This is a genomic window from Nodularia chucula CCY0103 (assembly GCF_963923915.1).
GTDB lineage: Bacteria > Cyanobacteriota > Cyanobacteriia > Cyanobacteriales > Nostocaceae > Nodularia > Nodularia chucula.
This window is the reverse complement of sequence record NZ_CAWUOL010000031.1, coordinates 17,820-30,272: the sequence shown is the minus strand read 5'-3', so window position 1 is coordinate 30,272 and position 12,453 is coordinate 17,820. Positions and strand designations below refer to the sequence as shown.

Genomic DNA, 12,453 nt, shown 5'->3' with positions numbered 1-12,453 from the left:
TAGTTCTACGATCGCATTGCAACATTTAGGAGTTACCCGGATTTATCAAGAAAATTCGGAGTAATAAAAAGTGCATACTACAAAAATCAATCCAACGACCGCATCACGCCTAATTTCCGGCTTACAGCAAATTCCTCTTCACTGGGCATTGACCCCGGTTACAGACAATAAGCGCCCTTATCGTGAGAACTGGCAAAGAGAAACAGCACTAACACAGCAGGCGCTGATTCAAGAACTGCAATCAGGCAAAGCCTTTGGCTACGGCATCCGCACAGGTGAAGTATCAGGCGGAATTTTAGCCATTGATGCGGATGGTCACGCAGCAGAAGCACTCCTACAAAAGCTTTCTGATGGCGACTTACCCGACACAGTAATTTTTAGCTCTGGCAAAGCAGGCCGTAGACAATTACTTTACTTTGTCACAGAGGAATACTGGCAACTAATAAAAACAGTCAAGCTCAAAACTGGAGTCAAGGACGATGACGGTAAAGAGCAGTTACTAGAATTTCGCTGGAATGGGCTGCAAAGCGTACTCCCCCCATCTGTACACCCACAAACAGGTAGTTATCATTGGGTGCGCTCGCCCCAGGATATTGAGGTGGCCAAATGTCCAAACTGGGTGATTTCGTTGATGTTGAACCATCAACAGCCCACAAAAGCGCCCGCACCAACTCCAAAACCTCAAACACCCACTGTGATTGGTCGCCCGCCCTTAGAAATTTTCTTGGGTAAGGATGACCGCGCCTTAATTGAGCATGGTACAGGCGATGGTGGACGCAACATGGCAGCCCAGAAACTGAGCCTGAACCTGATTGCTACATCTCGTCGCCTCCATGAATTAGGAATTGACCATCTAGACCTACCAAGGGTTTTGTACGATGTGTTCTGCGATCGCTGCACACCGCCACTCAGTTCACAGGAGCGCGAAGGTTGGTGGAGAAAAGCCGACGCGATCGCCAAGGGTCCCAGCCTCGATGATCAAAAGCTACAAGGATGTTACGCAGCTTGGATGAAAAAGTATCAAAATCATATCAGTACAACATCTGATTTAAGTAGAAAATCTATTGTCTACGTAGACAATGGCTTATTGTCTACGCCATTGTCTACACCCAATGTTGATGATGAGAGCATGATTCAGGCTATTGTCGGCAATGTCTACACCATTATCGAGTCTAATTATTCAGAATTTTTTGAACGTCAAAAACTTAACTCACTTTATCATCAGTATAAAGACAGAGTTGACCGGAAATTGTTTGAAAGCATTGTTTCCAGTCAACGAGTAAAAGTGAATGAAGTATTACCAGAAGACGAAATCCGGCTGAAATCCTTAATGGATTACAGCCAAACTCGGATTAACTGGGATGAAGTATTACCCGCGCCCCTAGCCCGCGACATCAAGCATGATGCGGAAAAACTGAATATTGACCCTGTGATGATTTGGCAGGCTTTGTTGCCCGCCGTATCGTCATTAGCAGGGACGTTTACACTGGATGAGTATGGTGGTATTCCTGCGATTAACTGGACTTGCACCGTTATGCCGAGTGGCGGCGGTAAAACCCGTGCTGACAGCCTTGTTTTTGGGCCGCTAAGGAAGATGCAGCTACGTGCCGACGCAGATTATAAGGAAAAAGCTAAAGATTACAAGCGAGCGATCGTGCAGTATGAAAAAGCTGGGGATTTTGAAGCCCAGGAACCAGAAAAGCCAGGGTTAAGAAAGTACCTGTTTGAAGTAGCCACAATTCAATCAGTCCTCAAACGCCTGTCAGAACAAGGGAACCACGGTTCATTATGGGCGCGGGATGAATTTAAAGGGCTGTTTAGTTCTCTAAATCAGTTTTCCGGCAGTGAAACTGAGGCCACAGAATTAGTGCTGAAGCTTTGGGACAACAAACCAACATTTGTTGACCGCGCCGACATTGAAAACAGTTATAGCATTGCTGGCACAGCAGTATCACTGGCTGGTGGCATCCAGAATGATGTTTTCCGCAAAGTTTTTAAAGATGCTAATGACGGGAATGGAATGCAAGCCCGTTTCTTGTTTGCAGTACCCGAACAACGTAAGAAAAAGTATGTTCCTGGGGCTTACTGCCGGCTAAAAGACCGTCTGCCCGTACTTTATGAGTGGCTGGACAATTTAACAGAACAGACAGTCCAAATAGCGCCAGATGCTCAGAAGTATTTTGCCAAAATTGTTGACAGTATCGGCGACCAAATCGAGCAGATTTCTCATGCTGGTATCCGCACCTGGATGAACAAGCTTGATACTCACATCCTGCGGATAGCGCTGGCTTTACACCTGATTGAGTGTTTTTACAGCCCATCTACCACTGACATCAAAACACTGTCCCTAGCCACCTTAAAACGGGCTGTCACCTTCGCCCAGTACTATCGCAGCGCCTTTCATATCTTGCAGGAAAAAATTAGCACCAGCGATGACATTGCATCAATTATGTTGCAAATTCACGCTGCGGCACTGAGTAAGCATCCTGATGGGATCAGCGCCCGTGATGTTTATAAAGATTCTCGCCCCATTCAAAACCGTGCTAAGGCGGCTCTTAGAGAAGCGGGGGCTTACGTTGCTGACCTATTTGAAAAAATGGCTCAAATGGGTTATGGGTCAGTTGTACGTAAAGGACGCTCTGTAAGGTTTATTGCATTTCAAAAACCAAACTTTGAAAAAGGCTTTAATGATGTAGACAATGTAGACAATAGCCCAGAATGTTACCAAGAAACCTGTTATAGCGAGGATAAAGATTGTCTACACGACCGTAGACAATCGGGTATTGTCTACGTAGACAATCAAAATAATACTGAAGCACTGACAGATATACAGTGTCAAGAATTACAATCAAATTTCACTGAAGCACTGACAGAGGTAGAGTGTCAAGAATCACAATCAAATTCCCCAGTGGATCTAATTGGTAAAACAGTGACGATTACTGCTGGAGGACGCTTTGATGGGATGTCAGGTGAGGTGATTGCTTTTGATGGGGAACAATGCAGGGTGATTGCAGACGGCAGAGAATTGTGGTTTGCACCCGAATATCTGAGCGTCACTTAATTTTGGATTTTGGATTTACGTTAGCGAAGCGTACGCAGCGCAGCGAGTATTTTGGATTAACCTCTCCTTATAAAGAAGAGGCTTAAACATGGAAAACTTTTTGTTTTTCTTCTGCGTGAACCCAGAGGCTTGAGACCAAATATTTTAGATTTCAGATTTTCATTTAATCCAAAATTTAAAATCTAAAATCGCTTCGGTCATTGGCTAAAAAATCACACCCCTTCGTGCATGGGAGTGAAACCCTTTTGTATCCATACTTCTTCGGGAACCTTGCCATTGTAATAAGTTGGTTGGTTATTATCGGTTGGCACTAAAGTTCTTCCTTGACGATCATGACCTAAATTTTTGTCCAACATTTTAATGTGGCTAATATGACTTGTCCAAACATCAGTTACTCTATCCCCCAAATCAAGAGTATCTAACTTCTTTGGAATTGACACATTGCCATTCCAAACAATCGGTATGCCCTCATTCTCAAAATGTTCAGTTAACTCAGTAGTGACAAACTCAGTTGTCCCACCACAAATCACAATCTCATCCAAAACCGCAATATTTCTGATCCATCTGAGTAAAGCACCGCAATATTCATCCCGCACATCTGGTAATACCTTTTGAAACAGCTTTAAGTCCGACTCTATTCCAGACTCCGTAGTTTTGCGTGATAAAGCACGTAGGTCATCAAAATCGCCCTTACCAGCTGCCAATAAAGCCCAAATCAAACGTGAATCATATTTAGATAAACCCACAGCAGTACGTTCAACAAACTGTTCTAACAACCAATTCATGCCCAACTCAGTTGATTCTGATTTACCGGGATTCCCCTTTGCCGAAAGGTAAAAACTGGCATTTCGATACCCCAACATCAGCATCCCAATATTATTTTGAAAATATTTATCTTGGATATTACGGCGACGGTACGCCATAATTCCAGACCCTTCAACAGAAACATCAAAATTACGTAACTTAGCTTTTAGCTTCCCTGTAGGCGTAAATATTCCGGTTTTTAAAACTTGTTTAAGCTCTTGTGCCAAGTATTCACCATCATTTAACTCCCCTGGAGGCAATAAAAGTTTTACGAAAACCTCATGAGGAGAATCAAAGTTAAATTTGCGACAAGCCAGCCACACCATTCCCGCAATTTTGGGTAGCGCATACTGATACTTTAAATCTCGTATCGCTGCTGTCCCCGCAAACATAGTTTTTGCTAAAGTGCCTAATATATAGTATTTTTCACCCAATCCCAAGCAAGTGGTGTTGCCCTGAAAAACTTGATTTTGTTGAATCAATCGCTCAATTGAGCCTTTGCTCACATCTGCAACTTCTGGGGACATTGCCAATACTATCGGTATACCATCTGGATAAACTTGTGCGATCGCTTTAGTCTGACTCCCACCTAAATCACAAGTCAAGACCAGCCTATTGACATTTTTTGATTTATTTTGCTTTTCAGTCATGGTTTTCTCTCGTTTATTGCCCAAAACCTAGTATTCGATTAGCGTCTCTCTCTTCTTCAGTCTGTGGCAGATTCATTAATTCCCAATCGTCATCGTCATCCCAATTATCATCAGCCTTATCCTCATTATTGGTTTGAGCATTTTTATGACCGTTGTTATTTATTTCTTGATTATCTAAAATCATCCCCCAGGTAGATGCGTTATTGTTTGATAAGGTAGATGCGTTATCGTTTGATGTTGTTGTGGATGTCTGATGAGTAACTATTGGTATGGTGTGAACAGGGTCAGGAGCAATGCCACAAATTCGCCGAATGTTACTGATTTGTGCTTCTAATTTAGCGATCGCCTGAATGCCAATCTGCCTCATTTTCTCCCCACGTACACCCTCATCGAACAATGCCAAAGGCAACCAATGTGCTTTGAGAGTAGACATAACTAACTCAGAAAAATCCAGTTCCTCATGCAGTGGAGCATTTTTTAAATAGCTAATTATCCTGCCATCTAAACTTTCGGGATTGCGTCTGATTACAATTGTTTCTTTCCTCATACCATTTATCTTCTTCTGGAAAGTTCTACTTGCAGTGATACAGATATTTAAAATATTCCCTGAAAACAATTTATCGTATCTTTCTACATATTTCCAACTAGAACTGCTATTTTACTTTTTTTATTTTTGTTGGCATACCCTGCGAGATGCGCTTATAAGATTTAGTACACATCGCTCTATCATCTATCTGAAATTTTCTCTGACCCGTGTCCTTTGAGAGTAGCCTGACCACGCCAGTGAATTTACCAAATCAAATCAGATTGTTATCTCGTGAGACTTCCCAAAAGTAAAAGCTGAAAATTAAATTGAGAATTTTTCAGCCCAAAAAAATTTCTATTTGGATTTGCAACAGCCAAATAAAAATCAAATAAAAACTAAATAAAAACCAAAAAAAATAATTGGCTTCAAAAATTCAACTATTTACATAGATTAACAGTAGATTGTCAGTATAGAAATAGCATCTTAGAATACATTTGCACAACAGCTAGATGTAGTGATGTTTTATGCCAAAAAATTGACCTATTAGCTAGCTGTCGTGCCATATAAGCAGCACTCCTGCATGATTCTACGATTCTTGATAATGACCTAACAGTTACCTATGAAGCCATAATTTACCTAAAACATGACTTACCAGCTAGCTGTAAAGCTGTATTCTCAACAAACTAGAAATTATTGAGAATATAGTAATACATTGATGTTGCAAATGTAATTCAAAAAACTGTTAAAAAATTATTCTGTAGTCGTTTATAATACTTTTAGTTACAAAAGAGTTGTGTCAGTCTTTGAAAAAAGTCGAGTGAATCCGAAAATCCGTGAACAATGTCAATAATTTAAGTTGTTGAGAATATAATAGCCCGAAAGCCTTGAAACTACGTTGAATTAGCCAGTTGTTATCCAAAAGTCACAGAGGTATTTTTGATAGTAATTTGACTGAAAATTGACCCTAAAACAGCATTTGTATTCTCATTAACTGAGACTAATTGATAATAAAACCCCAGTAGAAAACCCTTAGAATCGCCAGTTGAAAAGTCAGTAGTCTAGTAGTAAAAAACACCTGTAAACGCGCCAAAGATGCCAGACAATCCCAGAAAGCACCATTGACCGCCCCCCGTGGGCTACTACTGGAAATGGATTTCGGGCAGGTGTATCATGGTAATGGTGGTACTTACTACACTTCTACGCCCTGCGGGTGGGCTGCGCCCATCCTTCGCTACGCTCAGGACGCAGAAGTTGCGTAAGCCCTTCGGGGTAAGAGCAGGGTGTGGGGTGTAGGGTGTGGGATTTTACTTGTTTTCAAGAGAGCGAATAAGACCCTGAAGTAATCTACCAACTAATTGACACTGAACAAGAATTGGGTCAATATTTTGGGCTTCTGCAAGTTTTACTCGTTTAGATAAAATTAGGTGTGTTTCTAATTCTTTAAGTGAGCCTTGAGCTATGTATAGGAACTGAATATATTCTCCTCTTGTTCTTCGTCCATACCCTTCAGCAATATTGGCGGGAATAGATACTGCCGCTCTGCGAATTTGTGATGTCAAAAAGAAGGGTGTGGGGGGTAGGGCGTAGGGTGTAGTGAATCCGGCATTGGACGGAGCTAGAACCCTGACAAATGTAATCAATCGTCTTGAAAAACCGGGATTGAAACCCAAGGGTTGTTCTCTTTGCTCTCTCGAACCTACACCCCACACCCCACACCCCACACCCTGCCCCAACGGGGCTTGGTCATCCCATAAGTTTCTTCTTTTGGAAAGGCTTTCGTTACTAAATAGCAAATTTCTCCTAAATTCATCCCCTCTTGCCAAACTTGTAGATCTTGATAAGACGCTATTGGAGATTTACTCATGCTAATTCCTCTCATCTTCTCCCCTACAACCTACACCCTACCCCCCACACCCTTTTAAAAAAAACAATGGTAGCCTTAGCAATTCTGCGCGTTGAAAAACTCAAATCTTTCAGCAATGTAGGCAGTAGCGAGAAACATACTGCTCGTCTTCAAGATACGCCAAATGCCGACCCCACTAAAAAAAATATCAGGTTGATTGGTGAGTTGGATGATTTACCATTGAGCGAAATCGTCAAAGCCAAAATAGCCACCAGCACAAAACACAAACCACGCAAAGACGCAGTGCTGTGTAGCGATATATTTCTCTCAGCATCCCCAGAATACTTCCGTCCTCATGATCCATCACTAGCTGGCGAATGGGATAATAATCGGATGTTGGACTTTGCCAACGCCTCAAAAAACTGGCTGCTGGAGAATTACGGTGATAAGTGTGTCAGGGCAGAATTGCACCTGGATGAAGTTACTCCTCACATTCATGCTTATATCATCCCCATCAACGACAAAACCAAACAACTCAGCCACAAGGCCATGTTTGGTGGTGATGGCAAACAAGCCAGTATTAAATTATCCAAGTTGCAAGATAGTTATGCAGCTGCACTTGCACCTTTGGGTATTGAACGAGGAGTGAAGGGCAGTAAAGCCACCCACACCAAAGTTAAAAAATATTATCAAGCAGTCAACAGCGAACCCCTGAGCTTGGAACTAGAGCGATTTGCACCCCAGCCTTCTGAAACAGCACAGCAATTATACGAACGCATCAAGGCTGATAAAGCAATTCAAGATATTAATCATCAGTTAGCTGACCGCAGGCTGTTACTAGAACAATTACGCGCCGCCGAACAGAAAGCTAATGCTAGTGAGAAGCTACGGCAGCAGTTAGAACAGCGAGTGGGGGAGTTGGAGGATGAAAAAATTGTCTGGAACCAGCAGGCAGAACAGTTGCGGGACTTGCCCCTGGAGGATGTAGCTTGGCAGTTGGGGTTAGACCGTGACCATAAACAGCCGGAGAAATGGAGAGGTCAGGGTAACAATATGAATATAAATGGCTCCAAATTCTATGACTTTCACCCCAGTGAAGAAAGGGGCGGCGGTGGTGCTATTGACTTGGTGATGCACGTTAATCAATGTAATTATCGGCAAGCGATCGCGTGGCTGTATGATGGCTTTGGTGAAAGAGGGTTACAGAGGGCAGTCATCGCCCAAGCTCAAAAAATCGCCACTGAAATTGCACAGTTTGAACCCAGACCCCAATTTGTACCCCCAGCACCGGATAACCAACAATGGCATAAAGTCGAAAATTATCTTACCCAGAAACGAGAATTGCTACCCAGTTTTATCCAAGCCGTTCATGAGCAAGGTTTAATTTACGCTGACGAGCAACAAAACGCCGTGTTTTTAATGCGGAATTTGGATGGTGAAACCACAGGTGCATTTTTGAGAGGCACACAAGGGGAAGATAACTCCTTTAAGGGATATGCGAAACGAACCAAGCGTACTGATGGGTGGTTTCATTTAAAACTCGGCGGAGAACCAAACGGCGAAATTGAAAAAGTTGTATTGTGTAAATCCCCCATTGAGGCAATGTCATTCGCTACTCTGGAAATGGAAGTTCAGCAAGGAATACCCAAAACCAGAACAATGTACATGGCAGTCGATAGCCACAAAAGTCTACCAGTGGAATTTCTGCAAACTGTTCCCGTAGTGGAAGTAGCCTATGACAATGATGATTTGGGGAATGAGACGGCACGAATGATCATGGAACAGTTACATCATGATCATGCCATGCGAGTGAAACCAAAAGGTAAAGATTGGAATGATACGCTGTGTGCATGGAGAAAGTACCAAAAGCAACAGAGGCGTGACCAGCAGCCTGGACAGGGACTGGAATTTTGAACCAATTCAAAATTACTCCCGCTCAAAATCAAAAACGCCTTTTTCAACATAGTTATGGTATGCAGCCCAAATAGGTGGTGCGATTTATGAATTCTCTGTGAGGTTACGAATATTTTTCGGAACCTTTTGCCATCTAGCTGTATCTCCTGATATATGGAATATATAGAACCACTTATACCGAAACCGGGGCATTGCATTGAATCTATGAAGCCCCATGTCAATTTCTCTGTTGTGAAAACGGCTTTCAAGTCAAACTTGAGAGCCGTTTTGCATTCTTAATCAACAAACCGTAAGCAGCCAGTGGTTTGCTGATTTCAAACAATAGTTGATTGTCTCAATTGTATTACTTATGTAGTTTTTAGTAGTGTTTGGGGACTGCTGTTAATAGTGGCAAGATCATCATTGAATTTTGTCAACAAGATTCAACTATTGATTCTCAACAACAGCATGATTCTGAGAATCCAGAATTCATTCCGGAATCCCAGAATCCATTCCAAAATACCAGAAAATATTCTGAAATCCCAGAATGAATTCCGAAATTCCAGAATGGATTCTGACATTCCAGAAAATCAACCTCTAGAACCTGCTCAGGGTCAAGGTTCCAACTTCCTTCAGACTATTCAGACTTATTCAGACTTTACAGACTCTCTCTCAGAAGCAGAGAGAGAGGAATTTTGGATATTTGGGGAACAGAAGGCCACGCAGTTACCAAATCCCCCTACACTCACCCGACGTTGGATAGAGATGAATTGGCAGGAATTATCACGCCAGTGGTACAAGTCCAAGGGAAAAACGCCCCCGGCGCAAGTTTCTAAATGGGAGAATGACCCGCGCACTCGTGACTGGCTGGCAATTATTGAGGAGACAGCCAACCCCTTGCAGTTCATTGCAGGCGATTCAGAAAAGTATGAATTTGTGAAATGGTGCCGGGAGACGAAGCAATTTAGCTGGTTGAGGGAGGAATGATGATTGAAGATTTTCCACAATTCGAGCCGTTACCAGTCCGTCCAGAACCGGAGACAGGGGATAAGGAAATTTGGCAGCCGTCTTGGAAATGCTATTGTTGCCAAGATACTGGGAAGATTCAGCCGCACTTAGTCAGGTTAGTTGTTCCGAACTACGATTATGATCGAGATCGCATTCCTATCTGTCAGCTGTGCGAATGTGGCGATAAACTTTACCATTTAAACCAGTTGGGTGTAATTGATACTCGGTTTGAATTGTTACTCTGTAAAAAGCTGGATGCTATCGCTCGTGACCAATGGCGAGTGACTACACAAAAGCAGTTTGAAATGATCAAAAGGCGGGTAGATATAGCATCTAATGAAATTGCTAAAACCCATAGTTTGACTAAGGGCGATGGGCTATGCTCTGCCGGAGGCGATGGCGTTTTGCCGTGCCGGAGGCAATCGCACAGACAACGATAACCGCGAAGTACAGCAGCGAAAGGCTGAAATTGAGGCAATCAGTCCCAAGCAATGGGCAGTGTTTAACTCAAAGCTTTAAGGCTGTTGAATAAGAGTGAAAAGCTATGATAACATTAGCGTTATCAGAAGAGTCAATTAAGTGAGTGAGTGGAAAGTTGAGTTTTATCAGTTTGCCAATGAGGAATCTCCAGTACTAGATTGGTTTAAAGAACAGGATGCAAAGGTAAAAGCTAGGCTTGGTCATATTTTTGACCTTTTAAAGGAACAAGGGGTAGCTGTAGGAGAGCCACACGTCAAGCATCTTGAGGACAAGCTTTATGAAATTCGAGCAGAACAAGACACAAACATCTATCGCGTAATTTATTTCGCCTACACTGGCAAGCAGTTCATCTTGCTTCACGGGTTTCAAAAAAAAACTCAAAAGACCCCCAGAAAAGAGTTGAAATTGGCTAAAGAACGAATGAAGGACTTTGTAGAACGAGAGAAAATTCAACAAGAAAAGGCTTCTCTTTTAAAAGGCAATAAAACCAAGAAGAGTCAAAAACAATGACGAATAACACAATTTCCTGGGATTCTATCCGTGATGAAGTCCTAGCAGATCCAGAGGTAAAAGCTGAATATGAAGCACTGGAAACGGAATTCCAGTTTGCAAGGCGAGTAATTGCTCTGAGGAAAGCTAGTGGTTTAAATCAACGTGATTTTGCTGAGTTGGTTGGTATTCAACAACCACAGCTAGCTCGGATTGAATCTGGTAAACAGGTTCCTAAATTTGAAACTTTAGCTAAACTGGCTTCAGGGGCTGGTTACGCTGTTGAAATTCGTTTTGTACCTACTAAAGGAAAGCGGCGACAAAAAGTCCAGCCTTTGACGATTCCTGCTAAGGAGCTAAGGAGTTAGTTTAGCACGCTACCCCATCATGTTCTAACCCCGCCAAATACTGCCAGATGGCATGATATAATTTGGCGATATTTGGCGGTAATCTCATGAACAAACAAGAAGCAGCAGATTTTCTTGGTGTCAGTGTTCGAGCGCTAGAGCGCTATGTACAACAGGGGCGAATCAGCGTTAAGTATGAGAAAGGAAAAACTCGCCCGACTGCAAACTTTGACTCCTCCGAACTGGAAGCATTTAAGGAAGAATTAAACCAACCGACTGTAAAACCTGCCTTTGAATCTCGCCAAATTGCGACAGAGCATCAGCCAGGAACAGAAAAACTGGTGAAAACCTCTGGCGAGATTACGGAATTTGGCGAGATTGGTGTAATTGATAAGCTCTCATCAATCATTGAAGGGCTGCTGAGTACGAATGACAATCAGCCCAAAGTACCAGTAGCCGATAAGTTACTGTTGTCGATGGCAGAGGCACAGGCGTTAACTGGTTTGTCTAGAGAATTTCTCAAGGATGCGATCGCAGCTTCGGAACTAAAAGCCAAAGTGATTGGTAAAGGTTGGCGGATTAAACGCAGTGACCTGGATGAGTACATTAATCAGCTATTTTAAATATCGCCAAATAGCGACAGTGTAAAACTCGCCAAGAGGATAGAGATAGTATTAGCCTTTGAAACAGTGGCGAGTTTTGGCGAGATGAAAAATGATACCAATTACACAATTTGGCACGAAGGTGTAGCGCGATCGCGTAGCCCAAGCAGGCATCGCGTTCCTCAAGATGTTTTGTTAGCTCCACCACCGTGACACATCTTGGATGGCAGAAGCTGTCAATGTCTCCTATCTTCATGGACTGGGAAGAATTATTTATTTTGGCAGGATGCCATGATCAAATAGTTAAATTTAACATAATCTTAATTCCTACTTGATTTGAGGTTGGTAGGTTGCTGTGACTTGCTTAAGCAATTGAGAGACCAATTAAAATCAACATCTCAGTAGGGGTGAACATGGCATTAATGAATTACAATCGTCTGCTAGCAAATCAATGTAAGCGGCGGAGTTTTTTACTGTGTGCAGGATTTTTAACAGGTTTAACAGTTACTAGCCAATTGCATCCAGTATTGGCTAACCACAGATTTTCCGGCTATCCTTTTAGTCTTGGTGTTGCTTCTGGTGATCTGGACTAGACTGGCTCCAAATCCCTTGAATGGAGGTGGAATGCCCCTGCAAAATGTTCCTGTGCGGTGGCAAGTTGCCCTTGATGAGAAAATGAGAAGGGTTGTGCGTCGAGGAACAACACTGGCGACACCAGAATTAGGACACTCAGTACACGTTGATGTACGC

9 protein-coding genes and 2 pseudogenes are annotated in these 12,453 nt (G+C 42.7%); 8 read left to right on the top strand and 3 right to left on the bottom strand.

Annotated elements, in window-relative coordinates:
• Nucleotides 1-70 precede the first annotated feature (70 nt).
• On the top strand, nt 71-3,061 hold the full coding sequence (locus tag ACM0OP_RS11060; RefSeq protein ID WP_414528455.1) for a DUF3987 domain-containing protein: 2,991 nt from the start codon (nt 71-73) through the stop codon (nt 3,059-3,061).
• A gap of 212 nt (nt 3,062-3,273) precedes the next feature.
• On the opposite strand, the gene ACM0OP_RS11055 is transcribed toward ACM0OP_RS11060, so the two are convergent.
• From ACM0OP_RS11055 to ACM0OP_RS11045, 3 genes and pseudogenes are all read right to left on the bottom strand, one after another.
• Entirely contained in the window at nt 3,274-4,515 is a 1,242-nt protein-coding gene (locus tag ACM0OP_RS11055) for a hypothetical protein (protein ID WP_414528454.1), read from the bottom strand.
• Nucleotides 4,516-4,528: 13 nt separating this feature from the next.
• Nucleotides 4,529-5,062, bottom strand: coding sequence for a hypothetical protein (locus ACM0OP_RS11050; protein ID WP_414528453.1), 534 nt, complete (start codon nt 5,060-5,062; stop codon nt 4,529-4,531).
• Nucleotides 5,063-6,345: 1,283 nt separating this feature from the next.
• A pseudogene (locus ACM0OP_RS11045) lies at nt 6,346-6,600 on the bottom strand (four helix bundle protein); the annotation flags it as partial.
• Between the two features lie 371 nt (nt 6,601-6,971).
• On the opposite strand from ACM0OP_RS11045, the gene mobV reads away from it, so the two are divergent.
• The 7 genes and pseudogenes from mobV to ACM0OP_RS11005 all read left to right on the top strand — a co-directional run.
• Nucleotides 6,972-8,798, top strand: coding sequence for a MobV family relaxase (gene mobV / locus ACM0OP_RS11035; RefSeq protein ID WP_414528452.1), 1,827 nt, complete (start codon nt 6,972-6,974; stop codon nt 8,796-8,798).
• Nucleotides 8,799-9,344: 546 nt separating this feature from the next.
• Nucleotides 9,345-9,764: a hypothetical protein gene (locus tag ACM0OP_RS11030; RefSeq protein ID WP_414528451.1), complete on the top strand. Its 420-nt coding sequence runs from the start codon at nt 9,345-9,347 to the stop codon at nt 9,762-9,764.
• Nucleotides 9,761-10,225, top strand: a complete 465-nt coding sequence (locus ACM0OP_RS11025) for a hypothetical protein (RefSeq protein WP_414528450.1) — start codon at nt 9,761-9,763, stop codon at nt 10,223-10,225. Before ACM0OP_RS11030 ends, ACM0OP_RS11025 begins: the two co-directional genes overlap by 4 nt.
• 139 nt (nt 10,226-10,364) lie before the next feature.
• A complete protein-coding gene (locus ACM0OP_RS11020) occupies nt 10,365-10,775 on the top strand; it encodes a type II toxin-antitoxin system RelE/ParE family toxin (protein ID WP_227789392.1) in 411 nt (136 codons plus the stop codon).
• A complete protein-coding gene (locus ACM0OP_RS11015; RefSeq protein WP_414528449.1) occupies nt 10,772-11,122 on the top strand; it encodes a helix-turn-helix domain-containing protein in 351 nt (116 codons plus the stop codon). Before ACM0OP_RS11020 ends, ACM0OP_RS11015 begins: the two co-directional genes overlap by 4 nt.
• Nucleotides 11,123-11,208: 86 nt before the next feature.
• Nucleotides 11,209-11,724, top strand: coding sequence for a helix-turn-helix domain-containing protein (locus ACM0OP_RS11010; RefSeq protein WP_414528448.1), 516 nt, complete (start codon nt 11,209-11,211; stop codon nt 11,722-11,724).
• 392 nt (nt 11,725-12,116) lie between these two features.
• Nucleotides 12,117-12,453 (top strand): annotated as a pseudogene (locus ACM0OP_RS11005) (PhoD-like phosphatase N-terminal domain-containing protein); the annotation flags it as partial.